This window comes from Pseudoalteromonas sp. ND6B, assembly GCF_000764215.1.
Taxonomy (GTDB): Bacteria; Pseudomonadota; Gammaproteobacteria; order Enterobacterales; family Alteromonadaceae; genus Pseudoalteromonas; species Pseudoalteromonas tetraodonis.
The window spans coordinates 1-18,242 of sequence record NZ_JQFL01000021.1; the positions used below are offsets into that span (position 1 = coordinate 1).

Genomic DNA, 18,242 nt, shown 5'->3' on the forward strand with positions numbered 1-18,242 from the left:
ATTCATTATAAGATTAAAGAAAATGGGCGCTACGTGAGTAAGGCTATTTATACCGTACTAGGTGTCAATATCGAGGGCCGCAAAGAGTTACTTGGTTTATATATCTCTGAAAGTGAAGGGGCTAACTATTGGCTATCAGTATTAACAGATTTACATAATCGTGGTGTATCCGATATTTTAATTGCCTGTGTTGATGGACTAAAAGGCTTCCCTGAAGCAATAGCAACAATCTATCCTGACGCCGAAGTGCAGGAGTGCGTTATTCATCAAATTCGTAATTCGATGAAGTATGTTGCTTCAAAGCACCAAAAAGAGTTTATGGCTGACTTGAAACCCGTTTATAAGGCAGCCACTAAAGATGCAGCAGAAGCCGCTCTCGCCGAATTAGATGCCAAATGGGGCAAGTTATACCCTATCGTTATCGAGTCTTGGCGTCGTAAGTGGGGCAATCTGTCGGTTTACTTCAAGTATCCAGATTACGTGCGTAAAGCTATTTATACCACAAATGCAATTGAAGCTGTACATCGCCAGTTTAGACGACTCACCAAGACTAAGGGAGCATTCCCTAATGAAAACAGCTTGATGAAATTATTGTATGCAGGCATATTGAATGCCTCGAAGAAATGGACAATGCCAATCCATAATTGGAATCTGACATTGTCGCAATTGGCCATCCACTTCGAAGGTAGGTTAGATGGTGTGCTAGATATTTAGCAACTTAGGCTGACACAGAATTCTGAACGCCCTCAGCGCTCTTGCTCAATCAAATCTTGCCAAGGATATAGCCACATTTCAGAAACAACATAATCCTCGTTAAGGTGCACAAACATCAAATGCGAGGGGACTTCCTCCCCTTCAATTTTTGGGATTGCGCTAGTTCGAGTCCACCCACTATTTGTACCACGACGTGTTTTAACCGAAATGGCCATTCCAGTAGTTGTCTCAACATCATGCTCGAAGCTATCATCTACAAGATAACCACCTACAATAATTTTTGTATAGATTTCACCCAGCCATCCTACTAGCTCATCTCCTTTTAGTACTTTCCCATCAGAGTGCTCGGCGAGTAATTCTCTGATTTTTCTCTGTGTCATGGATAAAGTTACGAATAAACCTGAAAAACCTTTCTCTACTCGATCCATTGTGTCGAAGTCAAAATCCATAAAAAACCTCTGAAGTCATATTAAGCGGACTCAACAATGGGTTATAATGTGTAGCGAAAAAAAATTAACCCACTGTTTTAGTTAAGTTTAAATTTATTTTTTTAACTTTTTATTTTTAACAGGATAGCTAATTACGGCCTGATGCTCAGATAATAAATACATTGAGTTTCCATGTAATTCAACAAATGGAAAATCTACATATTTTATGTTATGTAACGATAAATTAAGAACAAGTCTACTCATTGTTAACTCAAACTTCTGTGCATGTGCTGGATATATACCTGCATTTTTAGGTGTAATTAGAAATGCCAAAGGATAAAATGCCAACAAGCTAATACCAGCAGAATGCCCTTTATTTACAAAATGAACATATTTTGCACTGACATGCCGATCTCGAGGGTAAAACCAAAAATACAAATCATGTGTTTCATCAAGCGCATGGTCATCACCCAAAACGAAATTCTGAAGAGGAGTAAAGTATGGTGTGGGTTCAGATGGCTGAAAGCATTCAGTAACTGATGTTGCTGCTAAAATATGCCCAATCATTGCACGAGCATAATTTAATGAGTTTATATTAACAGAGACAGAATTATAAATATTATTAAAATACTGAAAATGATCTTTTATTTTTAAAGTTAAATTTTTACTAACCAGTGCAACTTCAGAGTCAACTACGCCCAAAACTTTACTGTTACATTTATTACAAATAGTACGAAATTTACTACCATTTGTAGATGGAACACCTTTGATAGAAGTAGCCTTGATACCCATCATTTCACTGATATGTCTTTGTTCAACTTTTGTTATTGTAACAGCCCCTTGAGGGGGAACATGATCAATGGACAACTTCCCATGTGTACCACATATTAAGCAGTAGCCATGCGTAATTTTTGTATGTTTTATCCGTTCAGATATTTTACTCATAGCTCCCGCCATAAAAATCTTAACATTTTAGCATTTATGCGACACGCAGTTTGTGTTGTAGTGTCGCTTGTTGGACTGAGGCGCTACCTGCTCGGTGTGTCAGAGTTGGTATTGTTTATGCTATGGACTTTTCATATAAAAGAAAGGCTTTTTAGAAGCTCTAGCTAAATCAGCTTACCTATTATAATTTAAGCTTTCCCTGCATTGCTCAGCGTTTATTATCTATCCATTAAACCTAATGTTTAATCGTTAAGCAAGGGTATTTATCGCTCGTACAGTCGCTAATAAACTAGGCCGCTAAGCAGGTTAACTCGTTGATTTGATGAAGCAAGCTAGGAAGCTAACTCGTTCGAACTATTTCATTCGTCGCAATATCTGAGGTTATCACTCCAACAAGCCGAAATATACAAACCTTACACTGCTGTGTGGATACCTTATGTCTCAACAAAAAACATTTACTGATGCCTGATGTCTAAAATCTGATTATTTGTTTGTACCTCTAAAAGCGCAGCGTCTCTTTACCCTCTATGTGGATAATTCACTGAGATTTTTTCGCCTCATTATTAAGCCATTTCTTTATTGTTATAATTGGCCACTAATTTAATGCAATGGGTATTGGGTTTTAAAAAACAAAGCGCTACAAAAATGTAGCGCTTTCATTACTTATAGGTTGTTTGTTTAAACTAAAACGCGTTATTAAAAAAAGCCAAGCGGATCTTCGCTGTAACTTACTAGCAAGTTTTTAGTTTGTTGGTAATGATCAAGCGCGAGTTTGTGCGTTTCGCGGCCTATACCAGACTTTTTATAACCGCCAAACGCTGCATGTGCTGGGTACATATGGTAACAATTAGTCCATACACGACCTGCTTCTATTTTGCGACCAAAGTGATAAGCACGATTCATATTACGGCTCCATACCCCTGCGCCTAAACCAAATTCTGAGCTGTTAGCCAGTTCAAGTGCTTCGGCTTCGTCTTTAAAGGTCGACATTGAAATAACGGGGCCAAAAATTTCTTCTTGGAACACGCGCATGTCATTACGTCCTTTTAATAGTGTAGGTTGAATGTAATACCCGCCGTTTAGCTCGTCGCTTAATTGCTCAACATGGCCGCCAGTTAATACTTCAGCACCTTCTTCTTTACCAATTTCAATGTAGCTTAAAATTTTATCAAACTGCGCTTTAGAGGCTTGTGCGCCTACCATGGTTTCACTATCAAGCGGGTTGCCACGTTTAATTTGTTTAGTACGTTTTAAAATACGTTCTATAAATTGCTCATAAATATCTTCTTGAATGAACAAGCGTGATGGACAAGTACATACTTCACCTTGGTTAAAGTAGGCAAGAATGGCACCCTCAATTGCCTTATCTAAATATGAGTCGTCTTTTTCCATAACATCGCTAAAGAAGATATTAGGTGATTTCCCCCCAAGCTCTACCGTTGAAGGAATAATATTTTCGGCTGCACATTTTAAAATATGTGAGCCCACAGGAGTTGAGCCTGTAAAAGCAATTTTAGCAATCCGCGTACTGGTTGCCAGTGCTTCACCTGCTTCTTTACCAAAGCCGTTTACCACATTTAAAACACCTCCTGGCAGTAAATCGCCAATAATTTCCATCAACACTAAGATTGAGGCAGGTGTTTGCTCGGCTGGTTTTAATATTACACAGTTACCTGCTGCAAGTGCAGGCGCTAATTTCCATGCGGCCATTAATAATGGGAAGTTCCACGGAATAATTTGTCCTACAACGCCTAGTGGCTCATGAAAATGATACGCCACCGTGGTTTCGTCTATCTCGCCAATGCTGCCCTCTTGAGCACGCAAACAACCGGCAAAGTAACGAAAGTGATCGGCGGCCAGTGGAATATCAGCGGCAAGAGTTTCGCGAACCGCTTTGCCGTTATCCCATGTTTCGGCCACTGCAAGTAGCTCCAAGTTTTGTTCAATACGGTCGGCAATTTTTAATAGTATATTGCTACGCTCGGCGACTGAGGTGGTGCCCCACTGCGTTTTTACGGCATGCGCTTTATCAAGCGCCAAATTAATATCGTCTTTGTCAGAGCGGGGAATTTTACAAAACACTTTGCCATTTACAGGGCTAATATTCTCGAAGTATTGACCATTAACGGGTTCAACCCACTCGCCGCCAATATAGTTACCATACTGCTGTTTAAATGTGATGAGTGCGTCTGCTGTGCCTGGATTTGCGTAAATCATATGTGTGTTCTCTTGTTGTTGTTAGCTAAAAGTCTAAGCCGAAATACCAGCAACTTGTTAGAGTAATGTAGCTAGTTGCTTTATATTTAATCGGTATTGATTGACATTAGACCATTAAGCGCTTAAAAACTTGCTTAGCTGTCCAAAAAAGTTGTCTGTGAGTCCATATTAAAAACGCTCTATAACGATTAAAAAAGGCTGAACATGCACACATCTCAGTTAAATAAAAAACGCCAACAACTTGATGTACTGATTGAAAACAAAGTGACCTTTGCTGCCGATAACTCCGAGCTAAGTATTTACGATACCTATAAAAGTGCGCAAAAAGTGGCGCTGCATTCAAACGAATTACTGTTTTGCGCTATGCTCAGTGGTAAAAAAATAATGCATGTTGAGAGCAGTCAATACCACAAAGCGTTTTTACCACATGAATCGTTTGTATTAGCGCCTGAGCAAAGCGTGCTGATTGATTTTCCGCATGCATGTATGAACGCACCCACCACCTGTTTAGCCATTGAAATAAGCACCGATAAAATAACCAATGTGGCTAATGCGCTTAATATGCAGCAAAATTTTGCAAACGATGCCTTGTTTGAATACACCCCTAATTTAGTGCATACCCGACATAATACGCAAACGCAGCAGTTATTAGAGCGCATGGTGCATTTATTTAGTGAGCAAGGCGCTGAGCGACACTACTTAATTGATTTATCGTTAAACGAATTGATCACCCGTTTATTACAACAACAAAGCCGTGATTTATTGCTGGCAAACTGTGATAAGCTGCGCCTAAAAAGTAACGTGAGTGATGCACTGCATTATATTGAAGAGCATTTAAGCGACACACTCGACATCGATACCTTATGCAAAATAACCTGTATGAGTCGTAGTAAGTTTTACCAGCAATTTAAACTTGCTTTTGGTACTAGCCCTGCCCTTTGGCAGCAACAACTTAGGCTTAAAAAAGCCCGCACGCTTTTATTAGAAGGCCAAGCTATAAGCAAAGTGTGCTACGACCTGGGTTTTAATAGCGCCAGTCATTTTAGTCGTTTATTTAAGCAAACTTTTGGTATTGCACCAAAAGCGTGTCGCCACTAACCTAACACAACAGTTTTTGTTATATTAAACAGCCTAATATGCTAGATTGTTTGCAATGTTGTAAGTAGTAATGAGTCACCGATGAGTAAACCCACCCGCTGGACATTAAAGAGTATTGCCAAAGAATTAGGTGTGTCTAATGCTACGGTATCAAATGCGTTTAATCGCCCGGATCAACTCTCTGCTAAACGCCGCGAAGCCATACTTAAAGCGTGCAAAGAGCTAGGGTATTATGGCCCTAATAAAGCGGCGCAGTCTTTGCGAAGTGGCACGTTTAATATTGTTGCATTAGTCCTTCCTGATAGCGTGGAATACATGGTATCAGACCCTGTTGCGAGCAGTTTTATGCGGGGAGTAACCTCGGTACTTGAAAAAAACAATATTAATGTTTTATTGTTTTCAGGCAATAGTGATAATCTCAACAGCGTTGTTGATTTTGTCGATGGCTTTATTTGTTATGGTCGCCCGCGCAATAAAGCACTAGTAGAGCAACTAAAAACAATCTCTAAACATGTGGTGACGGTTGATTTTGACATTGCCCGTAACGCCTCAATTAATGTTAATAACGAGCAAGCCAGTTATGAAATAGCCAAACATGTTTTACATAATCAAGATGATAAAGTGGCTATATTAGGCTTAAGATTACTTGATGAAAATGTATTGTGCCGGGTATACGAACATCACGAATTTGAAACTGGCCAATCTATTTCGCATCAACGTTTGCGTGGTTATCAACGCGCCTTAAGTGAGGCTAATATAACGGTTGCCGACGACCGCATTTGGAATATTCCTGAAAGCAGTGAGCGCTTTGCAAATATTGCCGCAAAAGAGGTATTAACAGCCTCCCCTCGCCCTAACGTGATTATATGCATGAGCGATTTAATTGCCCTTGCCACCATGCGAGAAGCCATAAAACAAGGGATAAAAATAGGCAGTGAGCTGCGTATTGTGGGGTTTGATGGCATAGAAGAAGCCGCTCGTTTTGTACCTCGTCTCACTACAATTCATCAAAATAGCCAAGAAAAGGGCGTTATGGCTGCTAACTTATTTATTTCTAAAGAAGAAAAACAATATGAAGTAGGTTACGCACTCGATATTGGTGCAAGTAGCTAAGCACTGTTAATAAAGCAAATAAAAAAGCCAAACAGAGGCTGCTTGGCTTTTGATTTTCAACAAATAAAGCTATTTAAGCCAATAAACTTTGTAAGTTTAGAGTGCTTTCTTGAGTGCCATTAACCTGCGAAATAAGTGCAATACGGCTTGCAAAGTCAATCCTCAATGAAATTGATTGTTGTTCAAGCTTCCACATTAAACAACAAACACTTGCGCCGCCTTGAGCCGAAAATTCACCTGCAAATGCGGGATGTTCATTACGCATTTTAATTAGCTCTATGAGCCCTTTTACTACCGGTTTATTAAGGGCTTGCTCTATTTTAGCCGCGTTCAAATATGGGCGATTTATATCACGGCCAACATTGGTTTTTGCTAACAGTTCCATATCGTTTTCACAGGCAAATAAGCCGCCGTAATAAACTTGCGGTACACCTGGCGCAAAAAATTGAATTGCGCGCGACAGCAAATAGTCATAATCATTAGCGCCTAATGCATTGTAATAAGTACAGTTTACTTGATATAAATCGACATTACTGGCAGCCGCGCCTGTTGCTTGACGGCTTTGATTGTTACTATTTGCATGCATGGTTTCTACTAGGTTATCAATTTGCTCTGCATTTAATAAGCCTGGTTTTTCACCCATAGGGCCTGCATCAATAATGCCTATGCCATCATGGGTATCAAGTACCGTTAAACAGTTACGCGGCGATATTTTTAGCCATTTGAGTAATGCATCCGCATTGTTATTAAACAAGCTATGTAGAATTAGTGGTGGCAACGCAAAGTCATAAACCATATTAACGCGCTTAGCTACATCTACTTGTGTTTGATAATGGCTATGAATTTCTGCAATGGTTTCCATGCCTAAATCGTTGGCTTGCTTTGATAAGTTATCTAAGTAGCCAAACGTTTCATCTAGCATAAAACAATTAGTACCCGCCTGCTTAATAGCATAACCCGCTGCATCTAAACGAATAATATTAACGTTGTTAGCAGAGAACTTAGTAAGTACATTATTTAAATACGCAATTCCCGCCTCTACTTTTACGTTTATATCAATTTGATTGTCGGTAAAAGTGGTCCAAAAATCATATGTTTGACCATCACCGCATTTCATTGGCGTAAAACAACTGCCTGGGCGTGGACGGTAAATAGCTTGCTGCTCAGCCTCGCTCATACCACTGGGAAACACGTCTTCTTTGGTTAAAAATAAATCCCAAAATGCTGACGCTTTACCTTTAGCCAGCACATCTTGAAATTGAAAAGATTGCGCCGACACATGGTTCACTATTAGATCAGCCATTAAATCATGGTCTTTACCGAGTGCCTTTATGTCGTCCCAAGTACCGATTCGAGAATCAACTTCACTATGATCAATCGGGTCAAAGCCTGCATCGCTGCCATCAATTGGGTTATAAAATGGCAATAAGTGCACACCACCAAAAACGCCCTCTAATGGGCCATGTAAAAGAGTGGTAAGTGCATTTATATCTTGGCCAGTAATTCGATCAGCGTATGTGATCAATTGAACTTTATTCTTCATCATTGTGTGATTACCATGTTGAAACTTAATCGATTAAGATATATCTTTAACTAGCACGTACGAATTTACAAGTTATTTTTATAAATTTTACATACAAATATCGTGGCGACATTAATACTATAATCAGTAACTGACTGACTTACTGAGTGTTAAGAACGCATTTAACGAGGAAAAGCACATGACAAAATCACACACACACGTAAGCAGCGATCCGTTGCAACAAATTCGCTGGCTCACATATATGATGTTTTTTATGTTTGCCATGACCTCCGATGCCGTTGGCATGATCATTCCCGAGCTCATAACTGAATTTGGTTTAAGCATGACCCAAGCCAGCGCATTCCACTATGCGCCTATGGCACTCATTGCCTTTAGCGGATTATTTTTAGGCTTTTTAGCCGATAGCCTCGGGCGTAAAAAAACGATTATGCTTGGGTTATTAATATTTTCTGCGAGTTGCTTTTTATTCGCCATTAGTAGCAGCTTTATATTTTTTGTTTTTTTGCTTTGCTGTATTGGTTTAGCTATTGGCTTATTTAAAACCGGCGCTTTGGCGTTATTAGGCGATATTTCTCATAGCAACGCAGAGCACACTAAAACCATGAACAAAGTAGAAGGCTTTTTTGGTATTGGTGCCATTGTTGGACCTGCACTTGTTGGTGTATTACTGGTACAAAATGTAAGTTGGACTTATTTATATATTATTGCCGGCATTATGTGCTTAATTTTAGCGTTTTTAGCGTGGCGTGCAGAGTATCCGAGCGTTGTTAAAAGCACTGAAAAGCCCGCTTCACTTGCTACTACCATGAAAATGATTAAAAACCCCTACGCGCTTGGCTTTTCGCTCGCCATTGCGCTTTATGTTGCAACCGAGGTTGCCATTTACGTATGGATGCCGACGCTGTTAAAAGACTACACGGGCTCTTGGCCCCTTTTGGCAACCTATGCACTCACCATATTTTTTATACTGCGTGCCGCAGGTCGTTTTATTGCTGTGTGGTTATTAAACCGCTATAGCTGGCAAGGTGTTATGGCTTACTTAAGTTTAGGTATTGCACTGTGTTATGTGGGTACTTTAGTCGGTGGCGTTGATTGGGCTGTTGGTTTATTGCCGCTTTCAGGGTTATTTATGTCGATGGTTTACCCGACCTTAAACTCCAAAGGAATATCGTGCTTCCCGGTACAACAACATGGCGCAGTTGCTGGGGTTATATTATTTTTCACTGCACTTTCAGCCGCATTAGCGCCTTTATTTATGGGTATGATCAGCGATTACTTTGGTCATGTACGTTATGGTTTTTATCTTGCAACCGGCTTTGCCATTATTTTATTTTTAGCGATGCTGTTTAACTATTTCCGTGACCCATCAGCCAGCGCTTTACAAGAGAGCAACCTAATAACTGAGTAAATCAACAAATTGGGGGCTAAAAAAACACTATATAAATCAATAGATGAGTAAAAAAACAGCAAATAAAGAATAAAATAATTTGCTTATTGTAAAAGATTTGTTATTTTTACTTAATCGATTAAGTAAAAATAACAAACCCCTTCGGGCTCACAAAACGAGGCGTTCACATGACAACACACAACACACCTTTATATTTAATGAGTGCTTTAGCGCTGGCTGTAAGCCAAGGCGTTTATGCACAACAAGAAGAGCAAAACACACAAGCGCAAGCTAACAAAGGTCTTGAGACTATCGTTGTAACCGGTGTACCACGTCGTACAACCATTATGGCATCAAGCTCATCAGTGAGCAGTTTATCGCTTGCTCAAGTTGAAGTATCTACACCGCGTTCAACTGCTGAAGCGTTTAGAATTATTCCGGGCGTACGCTCAGAGTCAACCGGCGGTGAAGGTAACGCAAACATTGCTGTACGCGGCTTACCTGTGGCCTCTGGTGGTGCTAAGTTTTTACAATTACAAGAAGACGGTTTACCCGTTATGCAATACGGTGATATTGCTTTTGGTAACGCTGATATATTTATGCGCCTAGATAATACCGTACAAACTATCGAATCAATTCGTGGTGGTTCGGCCTCGACTGCAGCAAGTAATGCACCGGGCGGCATAATTAACTTTATATCTAAAAATGGTGAAAACGAATCAGGCAGTGTTTCTACAACACTGGGCCTTGATTACGACACTATTCGTACAGACTTTGAATACGGCACTTACCTTAGTGATAGCGTACGTTTTCATGTAGGTGGTTTTGTGCGCCAAGGTGAAGGCCCGCGTGAAACAGGTTACACATCAAATAAAGGTGGGCAAATTAAAGCCAACCTTACCAAAGACTTTGAAAACGGTTACGTGCGTCTTTATTACAAACATTTAGATGACAAAAGCGTGGGTTACTTACCAATGCCAATGTATGCAAATGGTGACTCAATCCCAGGGTTTGACGCACAATCAGATACCCCGCATTCAGCATTATTTACTAAAACAGTGCGTTTAAATGGCGAAAATCAAATTAGTAGCGGCGATATTCGCGATGGCATGAACCCGCAAGTTGACTCAGTGGGTTTTGAAGCTGTATTTGACTTAGATAACGATTGGCGTATTGAAAACCGTTTTCGTAAATCCTCTGTTAGCGGTAACTTTAATTCACTTATTCCTGCTGAAGTAGGCAGCGCGACTGCTATTGCACAAAGTATTGGCGGCGCAGGTGCAACGCTTAGTAATGCCAATACCGGAGCTGCATTTAATGACGATTTAGCTATGCGTATTCATACGTTTGACGTCACAATGAACGACTTTGACTCTATTGTAAACGACTTCAAACTGACTAAATCACTAAGCGATGATACAAGCGTTACGTTTGGTTACTATGCTTCAACACAAAATATTGCTATGTCATGGTTATGGAACTCTTACCTAATGGAGCTTAAGGGCGATAATGCGGCGCTACTAAATGTAACAGCTGCCGATGGTACAGCGTTTTCTGAAAATGGTTTATATGCATACGGAACGCCTTTTTGGGGTAACTGTTGTCAGCGTGATTACGATACAGAATACGATACCCGCGCCCCGTACGTTTCATTTTCAACAAAAGTGGGTGATGTAAGTATTGACGCAAGTGCTCGTTACGATAGTGGTGAAGCACGCGGCAACTATGCAGGTGCCGTTACCTCAACGGTCGATATGAATCGCGATGGAGTGATTTCAGTTCCTGAACAAAATGTAGCAGGCATTGATACCGCAAATGCTAGCCCAGTAAATTACGATTGGGATTATGCATCCTATTCAATTGGGGCTAACTACCAAATAGATTCAAGCCTTGCGACATTTGCACGATTGAGTAAAGGTGGCCGTGCAAATGCTGACCGACTTTTATTTGGTAAAGTACGCGCTGACGGTTCGGTTGCTGATGAAGATGCCGTTGATGAAGTAAACCAGTATGAATTTGGGGTTAAAAAACGTTTTGATTCACTCTCAGTTTTTGCAACAGCGTTTTATGCAGAAACAGAAGAGCAAAACTTTGAAGCAACATCGCAAACCTTTTTTGACCGTGAGTACGAAGCAAAAGGGATTGAAATTGAATCAACTTACTTCATCGATGCATGGGATTTTCGTGGTAACTTAACATGGACTGATGCAGAAATTGCTAAGGATGCACTTACCCCTGAAGTGGTAGGTAATACGCCACGCCGCCAAGCTGATTTAATCTACTCTTTAATGGCTCGTTATAGCTTTGATAAAGGTGCTGCCGGTGTCAACTTTATTGGTACTACTGATGCTTACGCTCAAGACAATAACGACCTTAAATTTGACGGTTACACTCAAGTAAATGGCTTTGTAAGTTACGATTTATCTGAAAACCTTAATATTGCACTTAATGTAAATAACTTATTCGATACGGTAGGTATTACAGAAGCTGAAGAAGGCTCAATTCCAGATAATAACATTATTCGCGCCCGTACTATTAATGGCCGCACAACATCAATAACGCTTAAATACGCGTTTAACTAACCATCTTTAGTGTAACAAGCGCTGAAGCTATGTTTTTCAGCGATTGTTACACTAACTTTAATTAGTTTTAATAATTCTCCCTTGAATTTTGACCTAGCTCTGCTGGGTTTTTTAGGATTTACACTATGACCAAATTACTTAGCCTCGGCGAGCTACTTATTGATATGCTGCCACAAGATTCTCAAAACAGTGCTTATTTGCCCATTGCAGGAGGTGCCCCTGCCAATGTAGCGGTAGGTTATGCAAAGTTAGGCGGCAAGGCTGCTTTTTGTGGCGGTATGGGTGATGACTACTTTGCTAAACAATTAAGTAAATCGCTTGAGCAATATAAAGTAAGTACAGAGTACTTATTTACGATTAAAGACTCTCAAACGGCCGTGGTTATTGTGAGTTTAGATGAAACCGGTGAACGCAGCTTTAATTTTTATCGCCACAATACCGCCGATTTACTGTTAACGAGTGATCACTTAAGCCATATCAAATGGGATGAATTGAGTACCCTACACTTTTGTTCCAACACGTTAACCAATCCAGCCATTGCAAACACCACCGTGTGTGCTTTAAAGCTGGCTAAAAACAACCATAAACTCGTTAGCTTTGATGTAAATTTACGCTATAGCTTGTGGCAAAATAGCAATGACATTGAACACAATGTACACGCGTGTTATGCGTATTGCGATATTGTTAAGCTATCGCGTGATGAGCTGAACTTTTTAGCTGAGCAAACACAGCATGCACCTGATGATTACTTACAATCTATTTTAAATATAGGTGTTAAATTGGTATTTTTAACCGATGGCCCTGCACCGGCAACGGTTTACCATAAGGGATTTATATTAAATGAATCGGCGCCAATCATTAATGCTGTGGATACTACCAGTGCCGGTGATGCGTTTATTGCAGGCGTGTTATATTATTTAAATCACACCGATGAAAATAGCCCGCTCATCGAAAAAATTAATAATGAGCACCTAGTAAAACACGCTTTAAGTTTTGGTTTGCGTTGTGGCTCTAAAGCCTGCTTAGCCAAGGGGGCATTTCCCGCATTACCTACACTTCAAGAGGTATAATACCAATCCGCAATAATACTTAATCATTTTACGAGGCTAAACGTGTCGCTATCTGCGTTAAAAAATTCTCATTTAGAACAACTAAATAGCAAATTTTTTGCCTAGCTATCAACACGTTTTCCAGCCTAAAATAGATCACTTAATTAAACGAATTGGTATAAATACTTTAAAAATAAAGGCCGATTATGGCCTTTATTTAAGCATCCGCTTCTTCATCATTACTTTTTAACCATTCTAAAGCCGCAGTGGCGTTCTCAAAATATTGAATTTCACCTGATACAAACCAACTGCCTAATTTAGCGATGGTTGATTGCCAGTCTTTGTTGCCGTATATGGCTATTTTTTTAAATTCTTTGTTATGCTTTAAGCCAAGTTTTAAATCATCCCATGCAGCTCTAAGTTCCCAGCCATCAAGCTCAGTACCATCTATGAGTACATTAACAATAGGATGTTTAACTTCACCAAGCGCAGAGTCAATCATCGGCGTGATCACTTCATAATCTTTATGAGTGAGTGTACCTATAGCTTTTAAGGTTAAAAAAAACTCGCAACCTGAGCGCTCAATACCAATAGATAAGCCGTGTGTTAAATTTACCATAACCTGAACTCCGCAATAATATGAGCATCAAGTATAGGTGATAGCTTATTAACCAATAGTGAAGTAGATCAAAAAACAGGCACATCACTTTTATTGTGCCCATTTTAATTAAATGCTTAATTATGCATTTTTAAGCCGTGCTATTTGGTTTTCAACATCTGTTAAATGACCGGTTTTAAGCCACACTCTGGCTCCTTCACTGCCTGCTGTTGCTTTAATTTCGCTGTTAGGCGGCACTCTTAACCAGCTGTGCTGTACTAATGTATCGCCTTGCTCTTCAAGCAAGCCCTCAAGTACTAAAAGCTCGCCCCCACCTAAGGCGTTTAACGATATTTCACTGTTAGGTGCAAATGCTAAAATACTCACCTCTTCAAAGGCATCTTTATAAAGAGAAACTACATTTACATTACTAAACTCAGGGTGAGGAACGCTGCACATGGTATTAGTTTGCAAGCGAACATGCTCTCTATCCTCTGGCTGAAACTGCCATAATTTCACAAATATCACGCACCCGTTTTCAGAGCTTGGTGTATGTTTTGACTCAGGCGGATTACGAATATAAGAGCCCTTGGGGAAATCACCATGTTCATCTTGAAAAACACCTTCAAGCACAATAAATTCTTCACCGCCGGTATGTGTATGGGCAGAAAAATGGCTGTTTGGCGCATAACGTACAATGCTGGTTGCGCGTGCAACCTCATTGCCCACTCTATCAAGTGGACGCCTATCAACACCCGCCATCGGTGAGGCTATCCATTCTAACGATTCGCTATGTACAACAACACGTTCGTTAAAATCAGCTGCAATTTTCATATTTGACTCCATATCTAAACAGCAATGCTTGGACGTTGAGCGACCTTTTCTTGCCATGCTATTAAATGTGATAGCTCACTAGGAATAGCTATTTTTGCAAAGCCTGCAAACACCAGACCGGCGTACAAAGTAATATCTGCAACACTGAAATTCTCACCAGCAACATAAGCAGAGTTGGCTAACACTGTATTAAAATAAACAAAGCCTTGGCGCGCTTTTTCACCTTGCTTTTCTCCCCAAGCAACATTTTGATAGGTTTCAAGCGCTGGGCCTAAACCATCCGTTGCATGATGAAAGTAAGTGGCTACAGCATCAAGTACCATTGACTCCGCACGTTTTTGCATCATATTAATCACTGCACGCTCTTTTGCCTCAACACCGGTTAATGAAGGGCCTGCAAAAGCGGTATCAATATATTCAGTAATTGCGGTGCATTCTGCGATGAACGTTCCATCATCTAGCTCTAAAACAGGTACGCCTGCTAAGGGGTTTTTAGCTAAAAAAGCCTCAGTACGGTGCTCACCATTTAATAAATCGACAGCAACAAATTCTACTTTATCAGTCGCCTTTTTTTCAGCAAGCGCAATACGTACACGTAATGGATTAGGAAAGTTTTCTACATCATAAATTTTCATAATTATCTCTTTATATTTTTAATCACAGTTTGAGCTAATACTGGCAAGAATAAATTACCTACCTACTGGTAGGTAATTTATATTAAGATCTCGACCTTTGCAAACTAAAAATAAAAGAGCTTGAAAATAACTACCTACTGGTTGATAATTTTTTGCAGCGATATGAAGGAAGTTTAAAATGACAAAAAAAGCAGCCCTGTTAAAAGCAGCAGAAAACAAAGTTAGACTTGGTGGCTATAGCAATTTTAGCTTTAGAGAGTTGGCCAATGAAATTGGTATTAAAAGTGCCAGTGTGCATTATCACTTTCCAACTAAAGCTGATTTAGGTGCAGAGCTTGCGCATCAATATACCGATGCCTTTATCGCTGTACTTGGTGAACCAGAGGCACACAAAGCAAACGGTAAAAACCCTATTGATATTTACACTCAGTTATTTAGAAATGCACTCGTGATTGATAAAAAAATGTGTTTATGTGGCTTGCTCGGCGCAGAAAGCGACAGCCTACCTGATAAAGTGCGGGTTGAAGTTCAGCGGTTTTTTAATAAAAATTTAGCCTGGTTAACCCAAGCACACGCTGCGAATGGTGAAAAAAACCCTGCTCGCGCGGCAATACAAACAGTGAGCTTATTAGAGGGGGCGATGATGATTAGTAAAACCCTAGATGATATCAGCTACTTCGAACAAGCCACTTTTTAGCGATTGGCGATCAAGTATAAAAAAAGCGAGCCTTTATAAGGCTCGCTTTTACATTTTTGAGATTACGATTTATTAAGCCGTACGCACTTTATGCTTTGAATGCACAACAGCTAATACAATAAACCCTATAACAGCCACCGCTGCACCAATCGGTTTACCTAAATCACTTGATAAGTTTAACCCTATTGCCGCAGTCATTATGTATGACAAGGTCACTGCTGTAGCGATTACTGCTGGTATACTAGTGATCCAGTGGAATGTACCACGGTCAAATAAATACTTGGTCGCAAGCCACAACACACTGGTTGAAAGCAGCATATTTGAGAATGCGAAGTAGCGCCAAATCACAGAGAAATCGAGCTTAGTCATAAAGTAAGCAATGGTTAAAATAGGGATTGCTAGCAATAAACGATTACGTAAACTTTGCGGAATACTAAACGCATCAACCACGGTTAAGCGCAGTGAACGAAACGCCGTATCGCCTGACGTAATAGGGAAAACAGCAACAGCAATAATTGCCATAATACCGCCAAATACACCTAAGTAGCTGTTTGCAATATGGTTAACCACCAAACCTGGACCGCCTAAATCAAGCATAGCTTTTAAACCCGCATAGCCTTCAGGGAATGCAGCAATACCCGCTAATGCCCATACACAACCTACAATACCTTCACACATCATCGCACCATAATAAACTGGGCGTACGTATTTTTCGTTGGTTAAACAACGAGCAATAATAGGTGCTTGCGTTGAGTGAAAACCACTAATAGCACCACAGGTAATGGTTATAAATAGCAGCGGCCAAGTGGGCAGTCCATCAGGATTTGGTGCTAAGAAGTCATGAGCGTGATCAGCCTCAAAGTATGCTAAAAAGTCGCCCGCTACTGGTAAATGCGGTGCGTTTATTAGCAGTGATACCGCAATAGCTACTGTCATTACAATCATTAACAAACCAAAAATAGGGTAAAACTTAGTGATGATTTTATCAATGGGTAATAACGTGGCTAAAAAGTAGTAAGCTAAAATGGCCAAAACCCAAAAGGTATTATTTGCAAATATTGTATCCTTAAATATATCAAGGTTACTTAATAATCCTGCCGGGCTCATAATAAATACAACACCAACAAAAAATAGTAGCATCGCAGTAAAAATAAGCATAAAGCCTTTAAATACAACGTTGTAGTAGTGCCCTGCTATTTCCGGTAAGCTTTTACCGTCTTCTTTTATACTCATTACTCCTGAGAAGAAGTCGTGTACAGCGCCACCCAAAACATTACCAAGCACAATCCATACAAGCGCAACCGGACCATATAATGCACCCAATATTGGGCCAAATATGGGGCCTACGCCTGCTATATTTAAAAATTGAATCAAAAATGCACGAACAGGGTGAATTGCAACGTAATCAACACCTTCGCTAAAGCGTTTTTGTGGTGTGTCGACCGTTGAATCCATGCCCGCTTGCTTTTCAACAAACGGGCTATAAAACTTATAGCCTAATATTAAAATAGTTAGGCAAATAAAAAAGATGATCATAAAGCACGCTTCTCTTTTTGTATGTGTGTATAGGGCCAAGTATTGCAGCCCAAATTTTAAAATAACAATTGAACGTAGCATATGAAAAAGCACGCAACAATGAGACGTTTGGCTAATGCTCTGGCAAAATCAAATTTATTTAAAAAAATAAAACTAAGTAACAGCATAAGTTACTTATAAAAAAACGTTAAAAGTGCTTATATTGCGACTAAAATCTATACGCCAATTTACAACAATAGCTACACCTGAATGATTAATTAGCCTACGATAAACATTATTACTACTTTTAATGTACTGCCGTTGGCCTACGTGGCTTTATAAAAAACAAGGATGCCCTCAATGACACAGTTTACTACGCCCGATTTATACGATGAACATCGCGACCATGTGCAAGTCGCTGACAGTGGCTTGCAACACTTTGGTAATAAAACTCTCTTTTATGGTCAAGTAGTGACTGTCACCTGCCCAGACGATAACTCGTTTGCTGGCAACATATTACATGAAAATGGTGAAGGCAAAGTGTTGGTTGTGGATGGCTTTGCTAGTAAGCGTTTTGCATTCATTGGCGATATGATTGCAGAGCGAGCCCTAAAAAATGGCTGGCAAGGCATTATTATTAATGGTTGCTGCCGCGATATTGAAATTCTTGCCACGCTTGATTTACCCGTGATGGCGCTAGGCGCTACGCCGCGCTGCACCACTAAGCGCGGTTTAGGTGCCAAAGATCACCCGGTTAATATGTTAAACACCACAATTAATACCGGTGATTGGGTGTATGCTGATGTCAATGGATTAATTATTAGTAATAAAGCCTTGTTTTGAACAATCAAAGTGACTGTTCGCGATAAAAAAAGCAGCTCGAAAGC

Annotated in this window: 16 protein-coding genes; 8 read left to right on the top strand and 8 right to left on the bottom strand. The window is 40.0% G+C overall.

Features of this window, described 5'->3' with window-relative positions; genetic code table 11:
- The coding region (locus ND6B_RS13670; RefSeq protein WP_033102931.1) for an IS256 family transposase at positions 1–714 on the top strand (714 nt) is incomplete at its 5' end.
- Between the two features lie 32 nt (positions 715–746).
- Here ND6B_RS13670 and ND6B_RS13665 read toward each other — a convergent pair.
- From ND6B_RS13665 to exaC, 3 genes are all read right to left on the bottom strand, one after another.
- Entirely contained in the window at positions 747–1,163 is a 417-nt protein-coding gene (locus ND6B_RS13665; RefSeq protein ID WP_033102956.1) for a hypothetical protein, read from the bottom strand.
- A gap of 93 nt (positions 1,164–1,256) precedes the next feature.
- Positions 1,257–2,087: a hypothetical protein gene (locus ND6B_RS13660; RefSeq protein ID WP_033102957.1), complete on the bottom strand. Its 831-nt coding sequence runs from the start codon at positions 2,085–2,087 to the stop codon at positions 1,257–1,259.
- 696 nt (positions 2,088–2,783) lie between these two features.
- Positions 2,784–4,304: an acetaldehyde dehydrogenase ExaC gene (exaC, locus tag ND6B_RS13655; protein WP_033102958.1), complete on the bottom strand. Its 1,521-nt coding sequence runs from the start codon at positions 4,302–4,304 to the stop codon at positions 2,784–2,786.
- A gap of 204 nt (positions 4,305–4,508) precedes the next feature.
- Between exaC and ND6B_RS13650 the strand changes: the two genes are divergently transcribed.
- The gene (locus ND6B_RS13650) at positions 4,509–5,402 is read left to right on the top strand and encodes an AraC family transcriptional regulator (RefSeq protein WP_033102959.1); all 894 of its coding nucleotides are present in this window, start codon (positions 4,509–4,511) and stop codon (positions 5,400–5,402) included.
- Between the two features lie 81 nt (positions 5,403–5,483).
- Positions 5,484–6,515 (top strand): LacI family DNA-binding transcriptional regulator, encoded by a 1,032-nt coding sequence (locus tag ND6B_RS13645; RefSeq protein WP_033102960.1) that lies wholly within the window; start codon positions 5,484–5,486, stop codon positions 6,513–6,515.
- 73 nt (positions 6,516–6,588) lie between these two features.
- Here ND6B_RS13645 and gtfA read toward each other — a convergent pair whose 3' ends face one another.
- Positions 6,589–8,061, bottom strand: a complete 1,473-nt coding sequence (gtfA, locus tag ND6B_RS13640; protein ID WP_033102961.1) for a sucrose phosphorylase — start codon at positions 8,059–8,061, stop codon at positions 6,589–6,591.
- 175 nt (positions 8,062–8,236) lie between these two features.
- Here gtfA and ND6B_RS13635 point away from each other — a divergent pair, with 175 nt between their 5' ends.
- From ND6B_RS13635 to ND6B_RS13625, 3 genes are all read left to right on the top strand, one after another.
- Positions 8,237–9,466, top strand: a complete 1,230-nt coding sequence (locus tag ND6B_RS13635; protein ID WP_013463015.1) for an MFS transporter — start codon at positions 8,237–8,239, stop codon at positions 9,464–9,466.
- A gap of 167 nt (positions 9,467–9,633) precedes the next feature.
- A complete protein-coding gene (locus tag ND6B_RS13630; protein WP_013463014.1) occupies positions 9,634–12,027 on the top strand; it encodes a TonB-dependent siderophore receptor in 2,394 nt (797 codons plus the stop codon).
- A gap of 125 nt (positions 12,028–12,152) precedes the next feature.
- Positions 12,153–13,097: a carbohydrate kinase family protein gene (locus ND6B_RS13625; protein WP_033102962.1), complete on the top strand. Its 945-nt coding sequence runs from the start codon at positions 12,153–12,155 to the stop codon at positions 13,095–13,097.
- Positions 13,098–13,293: 196 nt separating this feature from the next.
- Here ND6B_RS13625 and ND6B_RS13620 read toward each other — a convergent pair whose 3' ends face one another.
- From ND6B_RS13620 to ND6B_RS13610, 3 genes are all read right to left on the bottom strand, one after another.
- Complete coding sequence (locus ND6B_RS13620) at positions 13,294–13,695, bottom strand: STAS/SEC14 domain-containing protein (RefSeq protein WP_013463012.1); 402 nt, start codon at positions 13,693–13,695, stop codon at positions 13,294–13,296.
- Between the two features lie 120 nt (positions 13,696–13,815).
- Positions 13,816–14,508 carry a cupin domain-containing protein gene (locus ND6B_RS13615; RefSeq protein ID WP_033103030.1) on the bottom strand — a complete coding sequence of 231 codons (693 nt, stop codon included), beginning with the start codon at positions 14,506–14,508 and terminating at the stop codon, positions 13,816–13,818.
- A 14-nt stretch (positions 14,509–14,522) separates the two neighbouring features.
- Complete coding sequence (locus tag ND6B_RS13610; RefSeq protein ID WP_016900120.1) at positions 14,523–15,143, bottom strand: glutathione S-transferase; 621 nt, start codon at positions 15,141–15,143, stop codon at positions 14,523–14,525.
- Positions 15,144–15,321: 178 nt separating this feature from the next.
- On the opposite strand from ND6B_RS13610, the gene ND6B_RS13605 reads away from it, so the two are divergent.
- On the top strand, positions 15,322–15,840 hold the full coding sequence (locus tag ND6B_RS13605) for a TetR/AcrR family transcriptional regulator (RefSeq protein ID WP_013463009.1): 519 nt from the start codon (positions 15,322–15,324) through the stop codon (positions 15,838–15,840).
- Positions 15,841–15,912: 72 nt separating this feature from the next.
- On the opposite strand, the gene ND6B_RS13600 is transcribed toward ND6B_RS13605, so the two are convergent.
- On the bottom strand, positions 15,913–17,376 hold the full coding sequence (locus tag ND6B_RS13600; protein ID WP_013463008.1) for a carbon starvation CstA family protein: 1,464 nt from the start codon (positions 17,374–17,376) through the stop codon (positions 15,913–15,915).
- A gap of 339 nt (positions 17,377–17,715) precedes the next feature.
- On the opposite strand from ND6B_RS13600, the gene ND6B_RS13595 reads away from it, so the two are divergent.
- Positions 17,716–18,198: a putative 4-hydroxy-4-methyl-2-oxoglutarate aldolase gene (locus ND6B_RS13595; RefSeq protein ID WP_013463007.1), complete on the top strand. Its 483-nt coding sequence runs from the start codon at positions 17,716–17,718 to the stop codon at positions 18,196–18,198.
- Positions 18,199–18,242 lie beyond the last annotated feature (44 nt).

What these genes read in the sequence shown, in the direction of transcription:
- ND6B_RS13635 (WP_013463015.1), top strand. Translation starts at nt 8,237, where the DNA reads ATGACAAAATCACACACACACGTAAGCAGCGATCCGTTGCAACAAATT.
- ND6B_RS13605 (WP_013463009.1), top strand. Translation starts at nt 15,322, where the DNA reads ATGACAAAAAAAGCAGCCCTGTTAAAAGCAGCAGAAAACAAAGTTAGA.
- ND6B_RS13665 (WP_033102956.1), bottom strand. Translation starts at nt 1,163, where the DNA reads ATGGATTTTGACTTCGACACAATGGATCGAGTAGAGAAAGGTTTTTCA.
- ND6B_RS13625 (WP_033102962.1), top strand. Translation starts at nt 12,153, where the DNA reads ATGACCAAATTACTTAGCCTCGGCGAGCTACTTATTGATATGCTGCCA.
- exaC (WP_033102958.1), bottom strand. Translation starts at nt 4,304, where the DNA reads ATGATTTACGCAAATCCAGGCACAGCAGACGCACTCATCACATTTAAA.
- ND6B_RS13595 (WP_013463007.1), top strand. Translation starts at nt 17,716, where the DNA reads ATGACACAGTTTACTACGCCCGATTTATACGATGAACATCGCGACCAT.
- ND6B_RS13645 (WP_033102960.1), top strand. Translation starts at nt 5,484, where the DNA reads ATGAGTAAACCCACCCGCTGGACATTAAAGAGTATTGCCAAAGAATTA.
- ND6B_RS13650 (WP_033102959.1), top strand. Translation starts at nt 4,509, where the DNA reads ATGCACACATCTCAGTTAAATAAAAAACGCCAACAACTTGATGTACTG.
- ND6B_RS13660 (WP_033102957.1), bottom strand. Translation starts at nt 2,087, where the DNA reads ATGAGTAAAATATCTGAACGGATAAAACATACAAAAATTACGCATGGC.
- ND6B_RS13610 (WP_016900120.1), bottom strand. Translation starts at nt 15,143, where the DNA reads ATGAAAATTTATGATGTAGAAAACTTTCCTAATCCATTACGTGTACGT.
- ND6B_RS13600 (WP_013463008.1), bottom strand. Translation starts at nt 17,376, where the DNA reads ATGATCATCTTTTTTATTTGCCTAACTATTTTAATATTAGGCTATAAG.
- gtfA (WP_033102961.1), bottom strand. Translation starts at nt 8,061, where the DNA reads ATGATGAAGAATAAAGTTCAATTGATCACATACGCTGATCGAATTACT.
- ND6B_RS13620 (WP_013463012.1), bottom strand. Translation starts at nt 13,695, where the DNA reads ATGGTAAATTTAACACACGGCTTATCTATTGGTATTGAGCGCTCAGGT.
- ND6B_RS13630 (WP_013463014.1), top strand. Translation starts at nt 9,634, where the DNA reads ATGACAACACACAACACACCTTTATATTTAATGAGTGCTTTAGCGCTG.
- ND6B_RS13615 (WP_033103030.1), bottom strand. Translation starts at nt 14,508, where the DNA reads ATGAAAATTGCAGCTGATTTTAACGAACGTGTTGTTGTACATAGCGAA.